Origin of the sequence: Zunongwangia sp. HGR-M22, from assembly GCF_027594425.1 — a bacterium.
GTDB lineage: Bacteria > Bacteroidota > Bacteroidia > Flavobacteriales > Flavobacteriaceae > Zunongwangia.
On sequence record NZ_CP115159.1, the window covers coordinates 1,320,580 to 1,345,897 of the forward strand.

At 32.7% G+C, this 25,318-nt stretch carries 22 protein-coding genes; 14 read left to right on the forward strand and 8 right to left on the reverse strand.

Annotation, left to right across the window (positions count from 1 at the left end; translation table 11 throughout):
• Positions 1 to 149 precede the first annotated feature (149 nt).
• Together PBT91_RS05865 and PBT91_RS05870 are read right to left on the reverse strand one after the other, a co-directional pair.
• Complete coding sequence (locus tag PBT91_RS05865) at positions 150 to 986, reverse strand: class I SAM-dependent methyltransferase (RefSeq protein ID WP_270060841.1); 837 nt, start codon at positions 984 to 986, stop codon at positions 150 to 152.
• Positions 987 to 1,089: 103 nt separating this feature from the next.
• A complete protein-coding gene (locus tag PBT91_RS05870; RefSeq protein WP_443089644.1) occupies positions 1,090 to 1,683 on the reverse strand; it encodes an alpha/beta hydrolase in 594 nt (197 codons plus the stop codon).
• A gap of 472 nt (positions 1,684 to 2,155) precedes the next feature.
• Between PBT91_RS05870 and PBT91_RS05875 the strand changes: the two genes are divergently transcribed.
• The 8 genes from PBT91_RS05875 (at position 2,156) to PBT91_RS05910 (ending at position 10,201) form a co-directional block, all read left to right on the forward strand.
• Positions 2,156 to 3,238: a sensor histidine kinase gene (locus tag PBT91_RS05875; RefSeq protein ID WP_270060843.1), complete on the forward strand. Its 1,083-nt coding sequence runs from the start codon at positions 2,156 to 2,158 to the stop codon at positions 3,236 to 3,238.
• Positions 3,231 to 3,908 (forward strand): response regulator, encoded by a 678-nt coding sequence (locus PBT91_RS05880; RefSeq protein WP_270060844.1) that lies wholly within the window; start codon positions 3,231 to 3,233, stop codon positions 3,906 to 3,908. Before PBT91_RS05875 ends, PBT91_RS05880 begins: the two co-directional genes overlap by 8 nt.
• A gap of 155 nt (positions 3,909 to 4,063) precedes the next feature.
• Positions 4,064 to 4,330 carry a hypothetical protein gene (locus tag PBT91_RS05885; protein ID WP_270060845.1) on the forward strand — a complete coding sequence of 89 codons (267 nt, stop codon included), beginning with the start codon at positions 4,064 to 4,066 and terminating at the stop codon, positions 4,328 to 4,330.
• Positions 4,331 to 4,425: 95 nt separating this feature from the next.
• Complete coding sequence (locus tag PBT91_RS05890; protein WP_270060846.1) at positions 4,426 to 5,985, forward strand: TrkH family potassium uptake protein; 1,560 nt, start codon at positions 4,426 to 4,428, stop codon at positions 5,983 to 5,985.
• A gap of 11 nt (positions 5,986 to 5,996) precedes the next feature.
• A complete protein-coding gene (locus PBT91_RS05895) occupies positions 5,997 to 6,665 on the forward strand; it encodes a potassium channel family protein (protein ID WP_270060847.1) in 669 nt (222 codons plus the stop codon).
• Between the two features lie 475 nt (positions 6,666 to 7,140).
• A complete protein-coding gene (locus PBT91_RS05900; RefSeq protein ID WP_270060848.1) occupies positions 7,141 to 9,042 on the forward strand; it encodes a tetratricopeptide repeat-containing sensor histidine kinase in 1,902 nt (633 codons plus the stop codon).
• On the forward strand, positions 9,042 to 9,683 hold the full coding sequence (locus tag PBT91_RS05905; RefSeq protein ID WP_270060849.1) for a response regulator transcription factor: 642 nt from the start codon (positions 9,042 to 9,044) through the stop codon (positions 9,681 to 9,683). The genes PBT91_RS05900 and PBT91_RS05905 overlap by 1 nt, the downstream gene beginning before the upstream one ends.
• 95 nt (positions 9,684 to 9,778) lie before the next feature.
• Positions 9,779 to 10,201, forward strand: a complete 423-nt coding sequence (locus PBT91_RS05910) for a hypothetical protein (RefSeq protein WP_270060850.1) — start codon at positions 9,779 to 9,781, stop codon at positions 10,199 to 10,201.
• Between the two features lie 48 nt (positions 10,202 to 10,249).
• On the opposite strand, the gene PBT91_RS05915 is transcribed toward PBT91_RS05910, so the two are convergent.
• Positions 10,250 to 11,830 carry a carboxylesterase/lipase family protein gene (locus PBT91_RS05915; protein WP_270060851.1) on the reverse strand — a complete coding sequence of 527 codons (1,581 nt, stop codon included), beginning with the start codon at positions 11,828 to 11,830 and terminating at the stop codon, positions 10,250 to 10,252.
• Positions 11,831 to 12,043: 213 nt separating this feature from the next.
• Here PBT91_RS05915 and PBT91_RS05920 point away from each other — a divergent pair, with 213 nt between their 5' ends.
• From PBT91_RS05920 to PBT91_RS05935, 4 genes are read left to right on the forward strand one after another with little or no spacing between them, the layout of a single operon-like run.
• Positions 12,044 to 14,704 carry a TonB-dependent receptor gene (locus PBT91_RS05920; protein ID WP_270060852.1) on the forward strand — a complete coding sequence of 887 codons (2,661 nt, stop codon included), beginning with the start codon at positions 12,044 to 12,046 and terminating at the stop codon, positions 14,702 to 14,704.
• Positions 14,705 to 14,720: 16 nt separating this feature from the next.
• Positions 14,721 to 16,070, forward strand: a complete 1,350-nt coding sequence (locus PBT91_RS05925) for a DUF4876 domain-containing protein (RefSeq protein ID WP_270060853.1) — start codon at positions 14,721 to 14,723, stop codon at positions 16,068 to 16,070.
• Complete coding sequence (locus tag PBT91_RS05930; protein WP_270060854.1) at positions 16,071 to 17,663, forward strand: DUF6850 family outer membrane beta-barrel protein; 1,593 nt, start codon at positions 16,071 to 16,073, stop codon at positions 17,661 to 17,663.
• A 3-nt stretch (positions 17,664 to 17,666) separates the two neighbouring features.
• Positions 17,667 to 18,803, forward strand: a complete 1,137-nt coding sequence (locus tag PBT91_RS05935; RefSeq protein WP_270060855.1) for a cytochrome-c peroxidase — start codon at positions 17,667 to 17,669, stop codon at positions 18,801 to 18,803.
• A gap of 83 nt (positions 18,804 to 18,886) precedes the next feature.
• On the opposite strand, the gene PBT91_RS05940 is transcribed toward PBT91_RS05935, so the two are convergent.
• Together PBT91_RS05940 and PBT91_RS05945 are read right to left on the reverse strand one after the other, a co-directional pair.
• Positions 18,887 to 19,945: a succinylglutamate desuccinylase/aspartoacylase family protein gene (locus tag PBT91_RS05940; RefSeq protein WP_270060856.1), complete on the reverse strand. Its 1,059-nt coding sequence runs from the start codon at positions 19,943 to 19,945 to the stop codon at positions 18,887 to 18,889.
• Positions 19,946 to 20,218: 273 nt separating this feature from the next.
• Entirely contained in the window at positions 20,219 to 20,971 is a 753-nt protein-coding gene (locus PBT91_RS05945) for a hypothetical protein (protein ID WP_270060857.1), read from the reverse strand.
• 164 nt (positions 20,972 to 21,135) lie between these two features.
• Here PBT91_RS05945 and PBT91_RS05950 point away from each other — a divergent pair, with 164 nt between their 5' ends.
• On the forward strand, positions 21,136 to 22,239 hold the full coding sequence (locus PBT91_RS05950; RefSeq protein WP_270060858.1) for an SGNH/GDSL hydrolase family protein: 1,104 nt from the start codon (positions 21,136 to 21,138) through the stop codon (positions 22,237 to 22,239).
• 119 nt (positions 22,240 to 22,358) lie between these two features.
• Here the strand turns inward: PBT91_RS05950 and PBT91_RS05955 are convergent, their stop codons facing one another.
• The 3 genes from PBT91_RS05955 to PBT91_RS05965 all read right to left on the reverse strand — a co-directional run bounded on the left by PBT91_RS05955 (position 22,359) and on the right by PBT91_RS05965 (position 23,893).
• On the reverse strand, positions 22,359 to 22,811 hold the full coding sequence (locus tag PBT91_RS05955) for a hypothetical protein (protein ID WP_270060859.1): 453 nt from the start codon (positions 22,809 to 22,811) through the stop codon (positions 22,359 to 22,361).
• A 120-nt stretch (positions 22,812 to 22,931) separates the two neighbouring features.
• On the reverse strand, positions 22,932 to 23,342 hold the full coding sequence (locus PBT91_RS05960) for a hypothetical protein (protein WP_270060860.1): 411 nt from the start codon (positions 23,340 to 23,342) through the stop codon (positions 22,932 to 22,934).
• Complete coding sequence (locus PBT91_RS05965) at positions 23,342 to 23,893, reverse strand: hypothetical protein (RefSeq protein ID WP_270060861.1); 552 nt, start codon at positions 23,891 to 23,893, stop codon at positions 23,342 to 23,344. The genes PBT91_RS05960 and PBT91_RS05965 overlap by 1 nt, the downstream gene beginning before the upstream one ends.
• Before the next feature lie 298 nt (positions 23,894 to 24,191).
• Between PBT91_RS05965 and PBT91_RS05970 the strand changes: the two genes are divergently transcribed.
• A complete protein-coding gene (locus PBT91_RS05970; protein ID WP_270060862.1) occupies positions 24,192 to 25,304 on the forward strand; it encodes a glycosyltransferase family 4 protein in 1,113 nt (370 codons plus the stop codon).
• Positions 25,305 to 25,318 lie beyond the last annotated feature (14 nt).

Here is a 25,318-nt window from a genome sequence, read left to right on the forward strand (position 1 = left end):
TTCTGAAATAAATCATTTACATAAACTCGGAATTCTCTTTTCAATTAAGACCGTTAGTTCACGCCATAATATCAGAGTTTTGTAATAAATCATGGAAATAGTACAATTAAAAACTTTGAAAGAGGAAAACTCTTAAAATATAAAACAGCTCAAATTTTCTTCAACAAATAAAAGTTTTCATTCAAAATCAGTGTTTTTTCTTCAATGACTTTATGGTGATATTTTTCCGAAAGACTAAAATAATCCTGTTGGTCTATTAAGGTATAATTAGGTACAGAGGTATAATAGCGATCATCAATAGTTTGGTAATCATCTTCACTTATTTTTTCAACTTTTAAATTGAAAAAGCGCAAGAGATTTTTAAAAGCTTGGGTATCCTTTATCGTTTCCTGAAAAGAAGCACTACCAATATAGTCGCCAGAGTTTTGAATCGTATTAAATAACTGAAACAGGCCATTGGTTTCCGCTCTGTTTAAAAAGAAAAGCACCCCTTCTATTAAGATAAAACAAGGCCTATTTCCTTTAATGGTATTTAGTTTTGTAATTAAACCTGACTTATATTCTGAAGTGAAATCGACACCGATAAAATGAATATTCCGTTTTGGTAATACATCCTTTTGTTGCCAATGTTCTAGTTTTTGCTTTTTATAAGTTACTATTTCAGGCTTATCGATTTCAATATGCAATAGTTTCTTATCAAGTAAAAAAGGATACATACTGAAGCCGCTTCCAAAATTGATCAGTACATCAATTTCATTCTTTTGTACTAATGCATTAATTTCATCCAGAAAATATCTATTCCTTAAACAGTGAGTAAAAGGCTCTTCTGAAGAGACTTGTTTAAGATATTCGGCGATCCATTTATCAGTTTTAGAATTTTGCCATAGTTGGGCAAAATTATCCTGACTCAAATTTTTATCGGTTGCTCGGAAAGCGGAAGTCACAAAGGCGGTTTCATGAACCCCGATGTTTTTTGGATGTTCCATTTTGATTGATGTTTTTGATAAAATCTTATTGGTCTAAATTAAAAAAATAGTAATTTAGATTAAAATCATTTCATTGAAATAACGAACTGAATTTCTTTACAAATTAATTATAATTACCCTTCGCCCATTTTATAGTAGGTAAGATCCATTCTTTTAAAGGCCTGAAAAGGAAACCATGATTCAAGCCTGTATCTATCTCAATTTCTTTAAAATGTGATATGTTACATGTGGAATTCTTCCTTCTTTCTAATGCAGAAACCCCAAATGGATCTGTTCTTTCATAAATCGTCAGAATATTACCGCAAAAATTAATTTCAGGAATATTAACCAAATCACTCTCACGAAAGCAAGCTATAAAAACAAAATTTAAATCTGGATTATTCGCCAGTGTTGAAACATACTGCGCTATGTAGCCTCCTTTAGAAGTTCCTACAATGGTAATTTTATTGGCATTTACACCTATTGCTAACAAACTATCTATCTGTTCAACTATTAGTAATGCATATTCCCGAGCATTTACACGACCATTTCTTTTCTCACTAAAAACTCTTAATCCGGAACTCCTAAACTCGTTTAATATAGCTTTATATTCCGTTTTTCCATATTCTGGATGAATATCATTTAATTCATGTTCTTCTAAAAATCTATTGTGAAGAAAAAACAAGTATCTATTTTGTTCATTTCCATAAATAGTCATTGTAGAATTAAGTAATAAGAATAGAAGGAATCTCTTCAATTTTTAGCACTATAGAGGATGAATTATATCTTAATTACTAAATCGTGACTTATAAAAATAGCACTAAAATTTTAATTAAGAGGTATTTATGCAATACAAGAAAACAAAAAAATACTTAGTTCTATTTAGCGATTTCATTCTGCCTTATGCCTTCAGCGTAATAAAAGGGCATATGGCTAGAATCGTTCTTATGCCTCAAACTTCATTTTTCTGTGAAATTTACTGTGAAGAATTGCATGTTTATGGAGGTTTCCGGAGTTTTTATGTAAAAATCCATTTAAACCTTTTACATTAAAATTCAAAAATTGCGAATCTCGATAACAATGAGTGCTTACAACATTGTGCTCTGTGTTATCGCAATTATTCCTTCAAAGTTTATTTATAAATCTTTATAAAATCTTTATAAGTTAATACCTAAATTTACAAACAAAAGGTGCGTTCGGTTTATAGTAAAAAAATCAGTCTCAATCAGCAATATGTTATCGGTATTTCGATAATACTATTAGCGTTTTTTACGTCATACTTTTTTCAAGATTTCATGGGCTACAAAGTGGTAGCTCTTATACTATTATTGGCTGTTTCGCTTACGGCTGTAATTTTTAGTATATTTCCGGTATTGGTTTGTGCATTGCTGAGTGCACTTATCCTAAATTTTTTCTTCATTCCTCCCTTTTATACTTTTAAAATCAATTCGGCTGAAGATTTATTGTTATTTATAATGTACCTCCTTATAGCCATGATTAACGGTGTGCTCACAATTAAAATTAGACAATTCGAGGATAAAAAAAGAGATGAAGAAGAAAAAGAGAAAACAATAGCACTTTACAATACCTTGCTCAATTCTTTATCTCATGAGCTTAGAACTCCGATATCAACCATAATAGGTTCGGTAGATACTATAGTCATAAATGAAGAAAAATTATCTAAAGAAATTATCCAATCGCTATATGATGAAATCGCAACAGCGGGACATCGGTTAAATCGTCAAGTTGAAAATTTACTCAATATGAGCCGCTTGGATGCAGGAATGTTAAAACCAACTTTTGACTGGGTAGATGTAAATGAACTTATTTTTAAAGTAATTAATGAAAATACAGAAAAACCAGATGATCCACAAGTTTTTTTCGAGGCCAACGAAAATGTTGATTTGGTTTTAATTGATGGCGGTTTTCTGGAAATGATATTGTATAACCTTATCCATAATGCTATTCGGCACACACCTAAAAATTCAAATATTCTTGTTTTAAGTAATTACAACGATGGTAGGTTAATTATTGATATTTCTGATAACGGATTTGGTTTTCCTAAAGATGAAATTAATCGGGTATTTGATAAGTTTTATAAAATAAGTGGTACGGCGACAGGGGGTACAGGTTTAGGCCTTTCTATAGTGAAAGGATTTACAGAAGCGCTGAATGGAAAAATTATCTTAGAAAATATACAAATAGGTGGTGCACATTTTCATATTGAAATACCTGCCCAAAGATCAACCCTAGAAATGGAAGAAAATGAATAATGCTGCAATTTTAATCATAGATGACGAACCTCAAATTCGTAGATTGTTGCAAATAAACTTAGAAAGTAATGACTATAAAGTTTTGCAGGCAAATACGGCTAAAGAAGGATTGTTGATGGCGGCGCATCATTTGCCAGATTTAATATTATTAGACATAGGTTTACCAGATAAATCAGGACATCAGGTACTACAGGAACTAAGGCAGTGGTTTAATAATCCTATATTAATTCTTTCCGTTCAGGATAGCGAAAATGATATTGTTGGAGCATTAGACAATGGAGCGACCGATTATTTAACCAAACCTTTCCGTACGGGAGAGCTATTAGCTCGTATACGTTCTGCAATTCGTAATAATCATACTAGCGATAATAATACGACAGTAACAACGGGCGATATTTTTATAGATTTTGTATCCAGAACTGTAAAGGTTCGAGAGAGTTTAGTTAAACTGACTTCAACTGAATATGATTTACTTTTTCTTTTGGCTAAAAATGAAGGTAAAGTTTTAACGCATCAATATTTATTAAAAAAAGTATGGGGTCAAAGTTTTCAATTACAAACACAATATTTAAGAGTATTTATGGGTAGTCTGCGTAAAAAAATTGAAGCTAATCCAAATCATCCAAAGCATATTATAACTGAAAGTGGTATTGGATACCGATTTCAGTAATTTAAAATGCGAACAAAAATATAGTCTGAAGATCTTTATAAAATCTTTATACTTTGCGATCAAATCTTGATTTTGGTCAATGAATTTCTCACCGACATTTGTAACGTAATAAAGTTGGGCATAAGTAAGATGTCTAATTGATTCAAAAATACGTTATGAATGCGCATAAAAAGAATTTCTTAGAAATTAAAAATCCTCAGGTTTTTACTGATATTTATTTATCTATTAAGGATTTAAAAAGAAAATTAGCACTTCAAAATTTACAGGATTTAAGCAATTTACTTCAAAGTGATTTTCTTATCGAAAAAAGGTTGATGCGCTTATCTGTGCTGAATCTGCTTCAGATTTTAGAAGTAAGCTTCAAGATGTACAATCAAGTACACAAAGCCTTGTACTATTATACACCAATAAAGATAAATTGAAATTTTCTAATCTATCTAAAGTAAAAAAGAATTACTAAAGATTGAAAGTTCACTGAAGAAAATAACCTGTTTATAGATTCTAATTCTTTATATAAATGTTGAAAACAATTCTTAAACAGATTGCAATTTTGCAATTTATTCTGGGAGGAGTAATGCTAATTCCTAGCTTCACAGCTATCATTTACGCAGAATGGTATTCATTACTAGGATTTGGTATTTCTTCGGTTATAGTATCAGGAATTGCATATTTTTCCTATAAATCTTTAAAAAATGTAGAAGAACCAAAACATCAACAATCTTTAATGATAGCAGCTTCAGGTTGGTTAATGATAATAATTATGGGAAGTATACCTTACTTTATTATTGCTCAGATTACTCCCGTAACAGTTATGCAGTCTTTTGTCCCAAAAGGATTTGATTATGAGTCCAGCTTAATGAATTTTCGCAATCCGCTGCACTGTTTGTTTGAAAGTACCAGTGCTTTCACCACCACTGGGCTTACCATGTCTTACCACGAACCTTCAATAGGAAAATCTTTACTGTTCTATCGTTGCTTTTCGCAATGGATTGGGGGAGCAGGATTTATTGTAATGGCGCTTGCCATCTTTAAACAAATTCCAGGGCAATCTGCCTTACTTTTATACGGTTCTGAAGCTAGCGGAACAAAATTAAAAACCAATGTCATTCAAACTGCACGTTCCATATGGAAAATATATGTTTTTATTACATTTTTGATGGCTGTGTATTTGTTTATAGGTACGTTTTTTATATTGCCAGACTATCCGCTTTCAGAAAATATTTTCGATGCTATAAACCATGCAATGGCAGGACAATCTACAGGAGGTTTTAGTACGCTAGATGATAGTATTGCAACTTATAAATCAGCAAAAATGGATATTCTATTTTTGCTTCCTATGTTAGTTGGAGGTTTATCTATTCCTTTTTTATACAGATTCACCTTACTTCAAAATTATAAGCTGTTATGGAAAGATATTCAAACCCGTGCATTTATTATAGCTTCTGTAATTGGAGGGGGGCTTCTTGCACTGTTATTAGCAAGTTCCAATGGCGTGTCTGATCCTGTTCGTGAAGGGATTTTTCAATTTATAAGTGGTTTATCTACCACAGGATGGCAAACATCTAATATTAGTCAATGGGATGATTTACCAGTCTTATTTATGGTAGCAGGAGCTATGATTATTGGAGGCTCTGCAGGAGGTACAGTAGGAGGTGTAAAAATCATAAGAGCATTATTAATTCAGAAGGGACTGCGCTGGCATATCAATAAAATATTTGCTTCTGAAAATACTATAAAAAAAGTCAAATTTAATAATCGTTATATGCTTCCTTCTGAAATGAATGAAGAATTGGCCAAGGCAGGAGTATTTACCCTTATCTATTTATTATTCGTATTTTTTTCAACGTGCTTTACCGTTTATTGGATGGGAGATGGATATACACTGGTAGATGCCATATTCGAATCGGCTTCGGCTCAGGGAACGGTTGGTCTTTCTACTGGAATTTCAGATCCATCCATGAATCCAATACTAGAATTAATTTATATCGTACAAATGTGGGCAGGAAGAATTGAAATTATACCAATTCTGGTCTTAGTAAGGGTATTATTTTATGGAACAAAAATTAGAAACATATAAAACTTAAAAAAATGAATATTATAATAGTTGGGGCTGGAAAAACAGGAAAACATGTAATTGAAGCAGCTTTAAAAGATCGGCAAAATGTATATGTTATTGAAAAAGATGAATCAATTGCTAATCGTGCGGCTACTAATTATGACTGTGTGGTGATTAATGCCGATGCTACCAATCCAGATACATTAAAAGAAGCAAAAGCTGAAGAAGCTAATGCAATAATTGTAACTACTAATGATGATGCTGTAAATTCACTGGTAATTTTGCTTGCTAAAAAAATGGGAATTAAACGATTGGTAAGTTCAGTTAATAATGATGATCTTCTACCTGTTTTTGACCAATTAGGTATTGATACCGTAGAGAGTCCTTACCGTTTAAATGGCAAATATCTTTATCGCGCAATGCTTGGGCCAAATGTGAAAGAATTCTTAGATTTAGGAGATGGATATGAGCTATTAGAAATGATGGTCGAAAAAAACTCAAAAATTTCTAATCAGTACATTAAATCCTTATCCAAAGAAAAAATCTTACCATCAGATTCCTTAGTAGTTTTAATAAAGCGAAACAATCAGGTTATTATACCTGAAGGAGATACAAGAATATTTGTAAACGATATCCTTGTGGTGCTATCCAGAAAAAATGTTGTAGCCGAAATTTCAAGAATATTTGGACATAGCTCCTAATCGTTTAAACATAAACGGAATCAAATTATTCAGGATAAATAGAAACAAACGAAAATTTCAGAATTTCCTGACCTGAAAAATATCAGCTTAAATTAAGATTGTTTTTCTTTTATCTAAAGATCTTGAAGATTTCTAATAGGTTCAATTGAATCACAGGGAGATGCAGATCCACCAGTTAGATTTACTTAATAGAAATTTTATCCCAGGCAGATTAAATGCTACTTGGTTAGCAATATGACTTATATCGGGATCAATCAAGGTTGGTTGGATTTGAGTAAATAATAATAAAGGGAAATCTAATAAATCCAAACCATCTTTTTGTCATCCAATTTACCCCTGTTTTCCGTGAAATTTTATTTTAATAAAACTTATACCTTCGCTGCTAAAAATCACCTCCATTATTGGCTAATAATAATGAAGATTTTAAGATTCAATTTTAAAATTATAAAGTAATTTTGTAGCAATCTAAAGGGGTATGAGCTTTAAGAAAATCTTTTTTTGGCTATTTTTTGGAATACTTTTTCAACTCCATGCCCAAGATGAAGATATTAATTTCCGGTCTTTTTCAAATTTACCCAGTGGTGTACCTATTAAGTATTATAACCATTTAAAAACCGCAAAAAATCCGTTAAACAGATTATTTTACCTAGATACTATTTCTCAGATTTTCAAAATTTCAGGAAGCGTAGATTCATTATTAGTTTATGGGCAAAAAATACAACAAGAATCTAAATTATTAAATAACTCGTCACTTCAGAATAAATTTGAGCAGTTAGGACTGTATTATGAAGCTATTGGCAAAAGAGATATTGGCCTTTTAGACGAGGCTATAGCCAGTTTTATAAAAGGAATGGAAATTTCAGGAGAAGCTGAAATTAATGCTTTTTTAAAATTAGGCTTGGCTGAAACCTATTTTTTAAAAAGAGATCGTGATAAAACGGTTTTATATTTAAATCAGATAAAAAATCCTTCACAAAATTTAAAGCTAGCATTTTCTATAGATGCTTTAAAGATAGATGTAGCCATTCTCGATAAAGACTTTGATGAAGCACAAAAATTAGTGTTAGAAGTGCTTCAGCATAAAAAAATCAACAATTTTTTAGCCTTACAGTTACGGGTTGAAATTGCAAATGCACAAATTACGTCTTTAACCGGTAATCAGGAAAAAGCAATACAAATGTTCCAACAAACTAAACAGAAAGCTCTAGAATTTAGTTTGTACGATTTATATATAAAAAGTGTTTTAGCAGAAGGTAGTCTTTACATCCGAATGGAAGATTACCAAATGGCAGAATTTGCATTGAGTACAGCCTACGCCAATACTATAAATTGGAATCGGTTAGAATTACAACGCGATATAATTAATTTATTAGTGGTATTGTATAAGGCTCGTGATAACTATAAAAATGCATATAGTTTAATGACGCAAAAAGAATCGATTACTCGCTCCATAGCTAAAAAGCAAAATCAACGTTTAGTTAGAGATATCGAGCTTAAATATGAAACCTTAAAAAAAGAGCAAGAGATTAATAAATTGCAAAAAGAGCAATTAAAAAAAGAAGCAGAAATTGATCATCAAAGAACTACAAAAAATGCTTTTTTAATTGGATTTCTGGTGATTTTAATACCAATAATACTCTTGTTAATTGTGTATTATCAGAAATTACAGACACAAAGCTTGTTAAACAAAAAACAAGAAGATTTAAATAAAAAAGAAGTACAAGCCTTATTGCAAAAACAAGAATTAGATTTAACCAAAACAAGCATTAAGGCGCAAAATGAAGAACGTAATCGAATAGCTAGAGAATTACATGATAGCATTGGTGGTAATCTTGCGGCCATAAAATTACAGATGAATAATGGAAATAGCTCTTCAAAAGAACTAACTATTATAGGTCAATTAGATGCTACCTACCAACAAGTACGCGAAATCTCGCATAGCCTAATTCCAAAAGAGTTTGAGGAACAAGCATTTAGCAGTCTTATTAAAAGTTACTTAGATAAACTAAGGGGAACCGAAAGTCTGGATATCGAATTTAGCGCATATCCCGAAGCAAGAATTAATAAAGTTCCTGAAAAAATGCAGGTTACGCTTTTTAATATTTGTAAAGAGTTAGTAACAAATGCAATAAAGCATTCTGAAGCTAGTTTGGTTAGTATACAGATAATTATGCCTGAAGAAGAGTATAGCCTTTCTTTATTATATGATGATGATGGGGTTGGATTTAATACTGAAGGTAATTTTAAAGGCATCGGTTTTAGAAATATTACTCAGCGTGTTCAAGAATATAATGGAACAATTGCTATAGATAGTGCTAAAAATAGGGGGACTGTCATAAGCATTGAATTTCCCAAAATAAAATTTACTGAAGAATAATGAAATATACTATAATTATTGCCGACGATCATGCCATGTTTATTGATGGTGTAAAAAGTATTTTAAACGACGAAGAAAATATAGATGTAAAACTTACCGCTACTAATGGCGAACAGGTGTTGAAGTATTTACAGATAAATACAGATGAAGCAATAGATTTAGTAATTACAGATCTTAGTATGCCAGGAATGGATGGTATCGCATTAAATTCAGCAATTAAAAAGGAATTCCCGAATGTGAAAACCTTGGTCGTTAGTATGTCGGAAGATGGAGAAACAATAAAGCAACTTACCGAAACAGGTTTAGAGGGATATATTTCTAAAAATTCTGAAAAGCGAGAATTATTAAACGCAATTACAACCATTTTAGATGGAGGGACTTATTTCTCGGCACGTATTAAACAAGTTTTGATGGATACAATGCTTGAAACTCGTAAAAAACCAGTGGTGAAATTAACCAAAAGAGAAAAAGAGGTTTTAAAATTAATAGCCAAAGAATATACTACTCAAGAAATTGCAGATGAACTTTTTTTAAGCAAGCATACTATAGAAAGTTATCGTAAAAATCTAATATCAAAATTACAGGTGCGTAACTTAGCAGGTTTAACTCGTTATGCGCTTGAGAATGGTATTTTAGAATAAGCTCCCTGAAAACAGGGTGTATTTTTTCCCAATATACGGGTTATAAATGAAGCAGTACTTCGTTGCATCTTTGTAAAAAATAAAAAATACAAATTATGATTTACGGTATCACTCTCATTTTATTAAGCATCATCGCAGTGCCATCCTTAATTCTTTCAAAAAAGCCAAACGCCGAAGAATTGTTGGCTAAAGTAGCTCCTTATCAGGGCTGGATTGGGCTGGTATTTTGCATCTTTGGAGCTTGGGGAATTATTTCAGCTATCCTTAATTTAGGATGGTTAACTTCAGCTCCTATCTGGTGGGCAACGTTATTAGCAGGTAGTGTTGTAGAAGCTGGTTTAGGTTTTATGCTTGGTTTTGCACTTATTAATAGTCTGTTGCTTAAAAATAATGCCGCGGCACAAGAAAAAGCAGCTACTTTAAGAGAGAAAATAGCTCCCAAACAAGGAAAATTAGGAATTTTAGGCTTGATTGTAGGTAGCTGGATGATTATTGCTTCCTTTTTATTTGCAGTATAAAGTACTCTAAATAACTATTAAAAACGCTGGTAGAATTGTTTTTAAATTTTACCAGCGTTTATTTATTTTAGTGATTTCTCCCCAAATTTTTCCTTCAGGAGTATATCTCCATTCAAAATAGTCATCTAAAACTTTTAACGAATTTTCACTTGGTACAGGTCCTAAATGCGGATTAGCATCCAAATACATCACTTTTGGATTATTTTTACTGAAGCTAGGCCATTCTGGAACCGATGGGCTATTCGGATTCCCGTATTTTGCAAAGTTGGTCCAATAGGTTCCCATGAGTTCAGCTAATTTTTTATCTGAAGCTGAAATGTCTCCCTTATTTACCACCTCTAAATTCATAAAAGCATAAGCTATATCTTGCCCGTGAGGAGAGCCATATCCATATTGTGGAGAATCTTTTGGATACTCCGGATGTTTATCGAAATAATAATAAAATACATTGGTATTCCCTTTTTGAGATTGCAAATTGGCCCACTTCCAAGTATGCCAACCAAAAGCGGCGTCACGTGTTAAATCTCTAGCTGTTTTAGGAACTTTATTTTCAGAAACCGGATAAGCTTCAATAAGTTTATCTGAAAATTTACCATATCGAGTTTGAACGTTTTCTATATACTGTTGCGGAGTTTTTTCTCTTGAAAATGAAGCTCCTTCATCAGAATTATAACCAATTAAAACCGGAACATCATTAAAGTCTCCTTCTTTATATAATTCATATTGAGCATCCGGAATAACATAACCATCAACTATGGGCCAGTTACTTCCCATACCCATTCCCATAGGTAAATCGTCTGCGGGTAATTCTCGAAGTTTTTCAATAGAAGATACATCTGCTTTTTTCAAGTATTCAACTCCATCCGCTTCTGCTTGTTTAAGCGTTTTCATATTTTCACCCGGATACGTAGTTTTTCGAGTAGGACCAAACGAACCTCCACTTTGTGAAATAGCTCCTTTAAATAAGCCTTTAGCTAAGGGAGAGGCACATAACATACTAACAGAAATACCTCCGGCAGACTCTCCGAAAATGGTGACATTATTCGGGTTTCCACCAAAACTTTTAATATTATTTTGAACCCATTTTAATCCGGCGATTTGATCTAATAACCCATAATTTCCAGAGATGTTGGATTGAGTTTCTTTGCTTAATTCAGGGTGAGCTAAAAATCCTAACGGGCCTACTCTATAAGCTATAGATACTACAATCACTCCCTTTTTTGCAAGAGAAGAACCATCGCACACAGGTTCTGCACTACTTCCAAAACTAAAACCTCCTCCATAAATCCATACCATAACCGGTAAATTTTCGTCATTACTTTTGGCAGGTGTCCAAACATTCAAATAAAGGCAATCTTCACTTTTTCCCGCAACAGGATTTCCGGGCTGAAAGGGAGAATGCGCAAAATTAGTAGTGTTTTTTATACCTTCCCATTTTTTTACGGGTTGTGGAGCTTTCCAACGTAATTCATCAACTGGAGGAGCTGCGAACGGAATACCTTTAAAAATAGTTAAATTGTTTTCGTTGTAGCCTTTAATGAATCCGCCTTCAACTTTAATTTCAGTAGAGTTTTGAGCGCTAACAAATACATTACAAAATATTAAAGTAAAAAATAATAACTGCTTCATATATTTTTTAATTTTTTATTGTTTTTTTTATGATTGATGAAAAATAACACTTAATAATCGGTATTAAATTTACAAATAAATCGATTGGCGCATTAAATTTAAAAACTGAATTATCTTCTAAGAAAATAGTATAAAGGCCTAATTGATATTCAATTAATTTTATTTGTATTAAATCTAAATAAGTATATATTTGCAGCCGCAAATCCCTACTATATGCGATTTATTACTTTGTTATTTATATTAAGCTGTACATTCTCGTATAGCCAATCACGTCTTTCCGGTCGAGTTATAAGTGATGAAAATGATCAGGTTTTAGAAGGTGTTTTAATTAGTGACGAAGAAAGTAATGCGTGGACAATTACCAATGCTAAGGGATATTTTTCAATAAAAATAAGTAATCCTCAGCGTTTTGAGTTGAATTTTAAAATACTCGGGAAAAAAGAACAGCAAATTACCCAAGATGATATTAAAGATTTTGGCCAAATCCTTACTGTTCGGTTGCAAGACGACAACTTAAAATTAGACGATGTTACCGTCACCGCAGTACCTAAAAGAAGTAAAGTGGGATCTGCAGTAGTTTTGGATGATTATGCCGTAAATCAACGCCAGTCGTTTAGCCTTTCTGATATTTTACAGCAATTACTAGGGCAAGAAATACAACCACCAAATTTCACTGAAACTAAAATTCTTAATTTAAGAACAGCAGGAGTTAGTAACACTAATGCTTTTGGAATTGCGTATATGATTGATGGCTTGCAAATTTCTAATGATGAAAATATGCAAACCTATGATGGGGGTAGCAATAAAGGGCTAACCAAATTAGATAATCCTTCTAATGGTTTAGATTTAAATACCATACCGGCTTCTAATATTGAAAAAATAGAAGTTATTGCCGGAATACCCGATGCGGAATATGGAAATTTAACTACCGGCTTAATTAAAATCGATCGAAAAGCCGGGATAAGCCCTTATCGGGTAATGGCTAGTTTACGGCAAGGGACTACTCAGGTAAGTTTAGATAAAGGATATAGTTTAGGAGAAAACGCCGGAAACTTAAGTTTCTCTATCAATTATTTAAATGCGAATAATAGTCCTACCGATCAGTTAGATAGTTATGATCGGTTAACGGCCTCTGCTATTTGGACCGTTAATTCTCACGACAAAAAACTTCGAAATACATTTTCTCTTAATTTTCATGATAATCTAAATGATGTTACGTACGATAAAGAAAATGATACCGGAAAAAGAGAAGCTAAGTTTAAAAAGGATAGGGGTATCCGACTCAGTAACCGTTTGTTTTGGAATGCGAATACAGCTATAATCGATAATATTGAATTTAATACTGGATTTTCTTATGCTAAGCAACATTCTTATAAACAATTTTTTTTAAATAACGGAGGGAAGGTTATACCTACTGCTTTAGAAACTAGTTTATATACTGGTAATTATACTCCTGTTTCTTATTTGTCTGTTAAAGAAGTTTTTGGCCAACCGCTAAATTTAAATACTAAAGTATCGCTTAGGAAATCTTTTAGTAACAAAAGATTAAGTCATAATTTATCGGCAGGTTTCAATTTTAGTTATAGTGATAATAAAGGTAAAGGATCAAGTTTTGATCCCGACGAAGCTTATTCTGATCTTACTATTGAAAATGGAGGTACTGGAGATGTAGGTTTTAGACCAGCTTCTTATAGAAATTTAGTGACTCCACGGAAGAATTACGGAGTATATTTTCAAGATAACAGCACCTATACTTTTGCAAATGGGCACGATTTATTTGCCAATATTGGTTTACGGTATGATAATCAAAATGGATTCTCAAGTATTAGCCCGCGTATAAATTTCGGGTACGAATTATCTAGAAAGTGGAGTATAAGAGGCGGTATAGGTTTCGCTTCTAAAGCACCATCACTTTCACAAATTTTCCCAAGTGATAAATACTACGATTATTTAATTAGAGATATCCGAACCAATGATTATGCGTTTAATTTAATACAAACCTATAAAATTGCTATTGACAAATTAGATTTAGAACCTTCTAAAATTTGGAAGTACGAGCTGGGAACTAATTACAACGCTAATTTTGCTAATTTCAGTCTAACCGCTTATTACAATCGAACTTTTGATGGTATTGTTGGGGTTAAGCAATTAGTAAATTTTGATTATCCTGAAGTCGAATTTACGTATCCCGAAGATAATAACGCTCCAGACTATAATGTAACAGGGTATTCTAATCGGGTAGAAACTTATAGTTTGCCACAAAATTCTCAAGAAACAACAGATGCTGGGATAGAGTTTTTTGCAACCTTCAAGAAAATTGAAGCGATCAATACCTCGTTTAGTTTTTCAGGAAGATATGTATATACCGAAAATAACTCTTTCGATGAAATCATAACCTCTAATTCAGATCAAGCAAATACGGCTGTTCCATTTGGCCTTTTTAAAAGTTTTCCTTCTAAATCAGACGATTTGAAATTACGAGGTACCGCAAGTTATCATCTATCTGAATTAGGCTTGTTAATTTCGCTAACGGCAGAACAGTTTACGCGAAGAACCACTTATGCTACAATAGAATCAATTTATCCGTTTGCTTATATAAATGGGAATGGAGATCGTATTCCTATAACAGACGCGAATCGAGATAATCAAGAGTTTGAAGGTTTACTTAAAAACCCATCAGATTCTAGAGATAGAGTCACGCATCTTTATCATAATTTTCATTTAAGACTTACAAAAGAATTTGAAAACAATTTAAGTCTATCGATGTATGTTACCAACTTTTTAAATTATCAACCCCTGGTAGCTACTGGAAATCATGAGGGCTTACAAAATGAACCTATAAGTTTCGGAGCGCAAATTAATTATCAATTCTAATCTAAATATATAATCAATGAGAAAGTTTTATTTGTTAGGCCTTATTGGTCTGTTCTTTTTATCGTGTAGTGACGACGATAATTTCATAAATGTCGTTTCACATCAATTTACCGTAGACCTTGGTACAGATGAAGATAATAAACCGGCAGAAGAAGCTACAATTTCTTTAGAAAACGTAGAAGATGGCAAAACTTATAATATAACAACTAATGCTTCAGGAAATGCTACAATAGAAGTAGTTCCGGGAACTTATAATGTCAATGTAAGTAAGCAGTATACGGCAGCAGAATATGAAGCATTTTCTGGCAAAGAAGTTACTAACGAGGTAATATTTAATGGTAGTTTATCTAATGTAAGTATTTCAGAAACAAACACCACTACCGAAATTTCTTTAGTGACGGGACAAATTGGAGATTTAGTGTTTAAGCAAATCTACTTTTCGGGATCAGATGTAAAAAGAGGCGCTTTATACCGTGATCAGTTTGTAGAAATTCATAATAATTCTAATAAAACTATTTATTTAGATGGTTTGTATTTTGCTCAGGTAAAAGGACAAAATAGTATTAGTTCTACTATTCGAGATTATAACTTGCCTAATGGACAGTACGATTGGAGCCAATCTATTAACCAACAAGATCCTGACAATGCGAACACAGCTTATGTATATGCTGAAGAAGTATTACAAATTCCGGGTAGTGGAGAAGAATATCCATTAGCATCAGGACAAAGTGTAATTATTGCAGCTACTGCAGTAAATCATAAAGCACCATTAAATACAGTCGACAGTGATGGAGAACCGGTAACTTATGAAGTAGAAGATCCATCATTAACGGTAGATTTAAGTCAGGCTCCTTTTGAAGCTTTTTATCAGGATTATTTTGCCTCTACCGGCGGAAATGGAATCGACTCTGATATTGATAATCCAAACTCAACAAATTTAAATATCGTTTTTAAAACTTTTAAAGGGAATGATCTAATATTAGATGTTTTTGGTCGTGAAGCATTGGTGATTTTTCGAGCTAACGATGATGAATACCAAGCAATTAATACCGTGCCATTACCTTCTGTAAATGATGATGGATTTGATGAAGAAACTTCAACATATATGCAAATACCTGTAGAATATGTTTTAGACGGGGTAGAAATACAAAATACAGATCCTGCTAAACCAAAACCACCAAGATTGCCAAATAGTGTAGATGCAGGGCAAATAGCAACGATTAGCGGAAAATACTCTTCAGAATCGGTAATCCGTAAGGTGAAATCTGAAAAGGATGGAAAAGTATTCTATCAAGACACGAATAACAGTAGTAACGATTTTGAAGTATCAGAAAAACCAATTGTAGAAATTACAACCACTTTTTAAATGAAACGGTATCGTTTTTTACGAATATGTATAGTAATGTGTTGTGTAAATCTAGGAACGCTTAGCGCTCAAGAATTTACACCGGCGGGAAATACTTTTTTTTCTGATATTTTAACTGCTGAAAAAGTTAATCCATTTAATTATTTGTATTTGCCGGTAAAAAACTATACCGAAACAGGATTATTCTATACTGCAGAAGGAGGGGATTTTAAAGATGCTAGAATCCCTTCCCAAATGCAGGATTTTGGTTTACAAACTCAAGGGATTTTTAAGAATGAAAGCGGAATTTTATTTTATGGTGATTTATCGATAACCAAATCGTACTATAAAAACTTGAAATGGAACTTAAGTTACCAGCTTCCGGAAAACGGACTTATGGAAGATCCGCATTATTTTGGGGTGGCCAGACCCGGTAATTGGAGTAATCAAGATTACGATATTAATGGAGGAATTGTATTTCCTATAAATAATAAATGGCATGCGTTAGCTGAAGTAAATTACCATCTCTTTAATAAATACAGGAACGATAGAGATCCTCGTGATCAGATAACTTTTAATGAATTAGTTTTTAATGCAGGGCTTAATTATCAAATTACTCCATCTCAATATTTAAGTCTAAAGGCAATTTATGGGGCTACCGATGTAAGCAATAAAACAAATTATACCAATAGCGGTAACGATTCACCAAAAAATTATAGACAGTATATTAAGTGGATAACAGGCTATGGTTCATTTTCAAATCCATTTTGGACATCTACCATGCGTAATTATCATCAGGCAGGTATTACTCTTGGATATACACTGGAGAATGAAATTTACACTATAAATATAGATGTTGGGTATCTTCAGAAAAAACAAGACACTTATAAGAAAAATAACGTAGTTAATAAACACAAAGAAGAAGAGTTTTTTGCAGAATACGAGCCTAAAACCTATTCTTTGGATGCCTTACTGCTAAAAAAGCAAACTGAAAATAGTCATTTAAAACTTCAGTTTTCAGGATTGCATACCAAAGCGGGAAATACGCTTACTAATAAAGGCGGGCAATCTTATTCAGCTTCGGTTACAAAAGCCAACTTAATTTTTGGATATTTAAAAACAAAACAAGAAAAGTCTAGAACAGATCTAGGTTTAGGCCTTGGATTTACAAATTCTAAACAGAAGGATGTTTTAGAGCAATCTCGTTTAGAGTTTTCCTTTTTACAGCCTAAAATTTATGCGATGAAGCGATATAAAATAAGTCCTAATTTAGATTTTTTACCCAAAATAAGTGGACAAGTAAACATTTCTTTAAACCATCAATTTAATTACCCAAATGCCTCTTATTTCGATTCTATTGAAGATAAAGATTTTTTCGGTTTAACACAAAAGCTTTTTTATGAGGAAGTGACCCTTCCCAATAGTGAATTATTTTCAGCTTCAAATTGGCAGACATCTATAGATTTAGGATTCAATTTTAATTCTTTCAAAAACCTCGATACTTATTTTACCATTGGTGGAGGCTATCAAGAAAGCTTCAATAATTTACAGTATTTCGATAATATCACTCCAAATAGGTGGACGGTTTCAGCAAGTTTAAAAGTATATTATTAAAACATGCGACACACGTTATTTAAAATTTTAATTTTTACGATAATTATAAGTTTTTTTGGTTTTAAAGCTTACCAAGAATATAATATAGATCGGTTACGTGAAATTTATAGCAGTGGTGATTCTTCAACCTGGCCAAAACCTAGCTTAGATTCTACAATTAATAAGGCTGATTTTAAAGATATAGGAAGTTTACCTGACGTTCAATTTCCGGTAGATAATCCGTATTCAGAAGCTAAAAAAGACTTAGGAAAAAGCTTGTTTTTTGATCCGCGTTTATCGTCTAGCGGACAAATTGCTTGTGCCAGTTGTCATGATTCTGAATTAGGTTGGGGCGATGGCCGCCGGCATAGTTTTGGGCATTTGAGACGAGAAGGTAGACGGAATTCAATGACGATTTTAAATTCGGCTTATGCTGAAACTCTGTTTTGGGATGGTCGCGCTAGTTCGTTAGAAGATCAGGCGCAATTTCCTATTCAGGATACGCTAGAAATGAATTTCCATATTAATTTAGCATCTGATAAAATTGCTGAAATAAGAGGTTATGAACCTTTATTTGAAGCCGCTTTTGGAGATAAAACAGTTAATAAAGAACGCATTCAAAAAGCCATAGCTACTTACGAGCGTACTGTTGTTAGTGGCCGAACAAGGTTTGATCGTTTTATAAAAGGCGAAAGCGAGCGCTTTACCGATCAGCAAGTACTAGGAATGCATTTATTTAGAACCAAAGCTCGATGTATCAACTGCCATAATACCGGATATTTTTCAGATAATAAATTTCATAATACCGGTTTAACGTATTACGGGCGACCTTTTGAAGATTTAGGGCGTTATGAAGTTACCGGTAATAAAGAAGATGTTGGGAAATTTAAAACTTCAACTTTACGAGAAATTAGTAGAACCGGGCCTTATATGCATAATGGGTTATTTCAAAATTTATACGGAATTGTAAATTTATATAGCGCCGGAATGCCACAACCAAAACGAAAAGATCATCAAGTAAACGATACGTTATTCCCAACAACTTCCCCTTTACTGAAAAAATTACACTTAACTAAAGAAGAGAAATATGCGTTAGTGGCATTTTTAAAAACTTTAGAATCGGTAAATCATCGGGAAACGCCACCAGAGCTTCCTGAATAATTTTATACCCCGAGTTCTTTAAAAACAGCAAAAACCCCAATAGATTTTGGGGGTTTTGCTGTTTTATAAAATTAATTGGTTTACTAATCGATGTGACCAATACTAAACAAACCATCTCCTTTTTTAATTGGAGGATTAAATGTTTTATAGAGTATCATTCCATCTACCGGGCAGTGTACATCTTTAAGATGATTTCCAAAAAGATCGGTGATATAGCCCAATTTCATTCCTTTTTTTACGTAGTCACCGCTGGTAAAATCACTGTAGAAAAAGCCGGTTTCTTCGCTATTAATTGTTGTGCGTTGTCCTATAAATACTGCTGTCTTATTTTCAGGAACTTTAACATCTGCCATATTAAGATGTCCTATTACATTCCATAGAGCTTGCTGAATTCTTTGTACAAATTTTTCTTCAACAATTCCCATTCGGCCACACTCTATATCTACTGCAGGTATGTCTTGTATAAATGCTTCGCGAGAGGTGTAAATTGCTTTATCTTTTAGGGTTTCCTGATTCCCAAATTGAACAATAAAAGGAAATCCCATAGCAACTGCAATGTCTTTTGCTTTATTCGAAATTTCAGGTTTATCAAAGTAATTATAGTAACCAGCATACGCACGCAAATCGTTATTATAATCGCCTGCGTGTACGTCGATATAAAAATCACAAACAGGAATTATCGTATTAGAAATCGTCCAGGCAAGGCGCTCGGTCATGCTACCATTTTGTTCTCCGGGAAATACACGATTTAAATTTTTCTGATCGATAGGATTTACGCGAAATGAACGATTTAAAAAACCTTCAACATTTGCTATATGTACCAAAATAATCGTACCTGATAAGTTTTTAGGATCAATGTCTTTGGCTAACTGTTGTGCAGCTAGAATTGGAACAAATTCGGTACCATGTACACCGGCAACAATACCAAGTACAGGACCTTCTTTTTGTCCATGAAATACAGTAACCGGAATCACAGAACTATCAGTATGGGTCTTAACCGGTAATAAAAATTCGGTTTTAGTACCTGGTTCTACCGAACGTTCTGCAAATTCAAAATTCTTTTGTTGCGAGAAACCAGCATTACAAATGCATATAAAGAGTACAATCAGAACTCTACTCAAATTAGATTTAATGATATTCATTAGATTAAATTTTGTGAATCATTATTATGCTTCAATAGTAAGCAATATTAAAATACTGTGTCGTTTTATATTTCAAAAATTGACAAAAACCAGAGAATTATTTCAAAAAAATCAAATAAGTTCTTACGACTGGAAATAAAGATAAAGTGCTGAAAGTTTTCAGACTAAATGATAAAATCTATGCTGGTTTTATTCAATAGTAATTCCCGAAGAAATGATCAATAAGATTATTGTCAGCTCAATTTTTAAGGAAAATAAGATATTTTTTGGGGATTATTTAAAGTCTGGAATCTCTGGAATTTTATCGCGAATTAGCTTATTATTCATTATAGCTTCTAGCGGAAAAAATTTTATTTTCTCTCCATTTGCTATACCAATATTGCCAAAACCAACTGAGACAATTTCATCGTATTTTGGTAGCGTAAAATCTAGATCACTTAAAATCCAGGTTTTGGAATTAGTATTGTAGTGATAAATCTTTAAATCCTGATTATTGACAATTCCAATAGAGGCTATGCCTAAAGGATCTAGCATTAGCGGGACAATTTTACCATTTTCTGGAAGATCAAAATCACTAACTTTATCATCAATTTCTGTCCATGCACCTTCTTTCGTATCGTAAAACCTAATCTTTTTATTTTCAATAATACCAATTGTTCCTAAACCAACAGACATCGCTTTTTGATGTTTCTTTAAATGAAAAGCCGGCGTTGAGTTCTTTCCCCAATTTCCCTCATTATTCACTGAATAAAACGAAATATCCTGATCTTTAATGACTCCAATTTTTCCTACACCTACAAAAAGAAGATCATCATTTTCTGGAATCTTAAAATCTGGCGTATCACATTGTTGCCATTGATCTGCTTCAACCTCATAAAATCTAATAATATCTTGCTTTATCATACCTAACATTCCCCATTTTAAAACACAAAAATTAGTGTTAGAGCCCACATTTAAAGTCTTACAACTCAAAATAAGAGTTAAAAGCAGAATACTAAACGAAATTATTTTTAGCGACTTATTCATACAGAAATGAAAGTTTATAGATTTAAAGGGCTTGTTGATTACAAACGCGAGATTACAATTTTTTTATCGAATCAATTAAAAAAGACAGGAAATATTTAAGGTTCTAAAATTAAGTTTATTTTTACTTCAATTAGAATTTGTAATTATTAGAACATCATTTTTATATGAAGAAAATTTTACTTACCCTAGCTGCCATATCTAGCTTATTAAGTTGTAAGCAAACAAAAGAAGAGCATCAGGCTAAATTACATTCACCACAAGACTCTAAATATTTTGCGATCTCTGGAAGAACAGATCAAAGAGATTCTTCTTTGGTAATGATTAGTCCTGCCTCTAAAGTTACTTTTAAAAATACAATAGAAGATACCATCGTAGTGTATTCTAAAACCGACGATCCTAAGCAACATGCATTTTGGGCGGTTGCAGTAAATGGTGAATATAAAGGTAAAACCATTGTAGAGGGAGATACGATAAATTCAATGAAAATCCCGGTTAGTAAAAACGATACGATAGTAGAGTTGTATAAAGCTACAGAAGCCAGTACGGGTAATTTAGTGTTAAGCGGTATTAAAGCTAAAAGTCTTGCAAAAGCGCCTGCTAAACCGGAAGCCAAAATTGAATTTATAGGAAATTCGATTACCTCTGGTTTTGGGAATGATAATAAAGAGTATCCATGTGACCAGGGCGGTTGGTTTGATTCTCACAACGCGTACTATTCTTATGCTACCCTTGCTGCCAATAGATTAGAAGCCGATTTTGTATTATCTTCAATTTCAGGTTGGGGAATGTATAGAAACTGGGATGTTCCTGGGCCAACAGTGCCAGATGTTTATGACAACCTTTATCTTAATGAGGATAGTTCAAAAAGTTATACTTCCAAAGATTTTAATCCAGATTTAATAAGTATCAATTTAGGAACTAACGATTTATCAGATGGAGATGGTAAACATGAACGTTTACCGTTTAGCGAAGATGATTACGTTGGTGCTTATATCAAATTTGTAAAGCATTTGATAGATACAAGAGATAATCCAGAAATTGCCATACTGGATAGCCCTATGGTGTCTGGAGAACGAGAAGAAATTTTACACAGATGCTTAGATAGCGTAGCTAGTTATTTTGAAGGAGAAGGGAAGAAAATACATGTTTTTGATTTTGAACCGATTTCTGAAACTGGTTGTGGTGCGCATCCATCTATTGAAGAAGATAAAATGATGGCAGATCAAATTGTGCCATTTTATCGAGATATTTTGGAATCAAAAAAATAATTCTTCCGAAGAAATTAAACTAGAAAAGCCAGAATTGTAAATATTTCTGGCTTTTTTTATACAATTTTGCTGAAGATTTATTTACCGAAAATTGTCTCGGATTTATCAAATTTGAAGTATTACACCTCCATATTCATTTGTCGGTTTTCCTTTTTGGCTTTTTTGTCTTTTTGGGAACCAATTGCAAAGCCTATGGCTAAACCAATAGGAATACCAAGTCCCAAATATGCCATATTATCTAGCACTAAGCCGAAAACAGTCCCTAAAGGAATACCAATTGCAGAAATACCAATAGCAATCCAGGTATTTTGATAGTAGTTTTTAGGAACTAATTTTAAATCCTTTTCAATAATTTGTAGCATTTTTAACTGACTTTTCCTTATCTGGTTTTTCAGTTTTTTGATGGGAGCTTCGTTGGCTTTATCAATTTCAACATTAAGTTTTTCTATTACAGGATCGGTAAGTTCTTGTTGTTTGATCACTTCCGTGAAACCCATAAATTGCGAAAAAGTCTTATAAGCCTTTTTGTTTTGTGCAATATCAGCTCTTGGCTTTATACTTTTTAATTCCATAAGAATTAAGTTCAATTTAAAACAAAAATAGAAAAATTAATTTCCGAATGTGAATTTTCTATTTATTGAAATCTTTGGTACGACCAGGCATAGCTTAATTTTCAAAACCATCGTTAATGATCAAAGATTTCTTTTCTTTTTAATGCCGCGATGCTCGATAATCCTGGCCAGGCCAATAGCGACTAAAACCGAAATACATGCCGTGGTGCCCAGTGCGCCACCAAATCCATTAAAAAACTTACCGGTATTAAGATAAATAATGCTAAAAATTAATCCTGAAATAGCTACGTAAAACCATTTTGAGATAATATTAATGGAAACCATGCCCACAAACGAAGCACCAATAAAAACAAGCGGAACATTTTTTGTAAGATAGTCAGAAACGACATTAGGAAAAATATAGAAAAATAATCCAACTACTAAAGAGGGGAGTGCTGAAGCTCTAACGGCTCCTTGTGCTTTATGATTATTGATAAACCAGGTAAGTAAACTTCCAAAAATTCCGGTTAAGGTTAGCAATATCGTTTCCATTAGAAAAGAAGATAAATGATTAACGAGGATAAAGCTACACCACCAAAAGCTATTGTGCCTAGTTTCCCTCCAAATCCATTAAAAACATTTTTTGCTGAAATAAATAGTACACCGGTTAGAAAACAGGTGAAAATAATAAAGGTATATCCAGATGAGACGCTAGGTGCCGTCATCCCAACAAAAGCACCGCAGTAAAGCGGAACCGGAGTTCTTTTAAGCCATTTCGAATTTTTAGAAAACGAAGGTAAGTAAGACGCAAGCGTTCCTGTAAAACCAGCAGCGATTACCGCTCCAAATTCTAAATTGGTGCTAATAAAATAGGTTAATAAACCTCCAAAGCTAATATATACGATATCTTGAAGATCATCCAGAAAATGCTCTTCCTCTTGTATGCTTTTATGGTAGTAGGCATAAGTTATAAGTATGCTAGCACAAAGCACTCCTAATATTAGCCAAAGATTATTGACCTTTTCAAACAAAACGGAAGTAAGGAATGCAAGGTGACACCCGATGAATAAAAAGAAAGAAATGGTTCTAAAAATCTTTTTCAAAGCTAAATTTTCAACAAAGATATTGAGATTAGAATGAAATCAAAATTGAAAAATTGAAGTATAATTATTAATTAGAAATTACTGCTTTAAATAAACATGACTACTTCGCTAAGAAAGTGTATTCAGTTTTTTTTAAAAAAAAATCACAATTCAAATATTTGGTAATCATTTAATTATTTGCTCTAGACAAAAAATAATATACCAAAATTCCTATTTAACGCAACCAAATTAGAGTTTATTCATCTTGAAAATGTAGGCTTACTAAAAATCTAACCCCTATTATCTAATTTGAAAACCTATGCAAACACTTTTTGGTAAAGACTCGAAATGCTTGAAGAAGGTGTTCTTAGAAACTCACAACATTCAAAATCTTTATTCCGGTTTTGGGCAATTCAATTTGAATTTGGCTAAATCCCTAAGCGATGAAAGTGAATTTTTAACAGAACACGAGATAACCTTAAACTGTAATAATACTGTTGCGAAACGTAAAATTGGGAATAATCTACGTTATCATACTTATCATCAGATTACCAGGTATCCATTTTTTCGAATTAAGCGTAAGTTTAATTTATGGCATTCTGTAAATCAAAATACAAAGATCGAACCTTTTTCAAATCAAATTCCTTATCTGCTCACGATACATGATATAAATTTTATGGAAGAGGATAAAGGTAAACGCTTAGAAACCAGAATTAAGCTATTTAAAGAAAAATTAGACAGAAGCTCGGCTTTAGTATATATTTCAGAATACACTAAAAATCAAACACATCAATATTTTAATGTACCCAAAGTGCCAGAACATATAATTTATAATGGCAATTCTATGGCAGGCAGCTTAGCGATAACCGATGTTGCCGCCGGTAAAAATGAATCTTTAAGGCCTTTTATTTTTTGCATAGGACAGGTAGATGAAAAAAAGAATTTTCATACACTGGTGGAAATGATCAAATATCTTAAAGGTATAAACCTCATTATTGCAGGAGGAGTAAAAAGCGAATATGCTGAAAAATTGAAATTAAAAATCAAAGAAGATAAACTAGAAAACAGAGTATTCTTAGCCGGCCATATTAGTGAAGCCGATAAAATTTTCTATTATAAAAACTGTTTAGCATTTGCTTTTCCTTCTTTAAGAGAGGGTTTTGGATTACCGGTGATAGAAGCAATGACGTTTGGTAAACCTGTATTTCTTTCCAGTCTTTCTTCTTTGCCTGAAATAGGAGGGGAACATTCTTTTTATTGGGAAAACTTCGATCCACAATATATGGCTAATATATTTGAAGAGGGAATGTCGACATACGAAGATAATCGAGAGAACTATACCTCAATTTATGCTGAACGTGCCAAAAGTTTCTCTTGGACAAAAGCGGCTAAAGAATACATTAATGTGTACAAGAGTATTCTTGAAGCATAAATTTAGAATTTCAT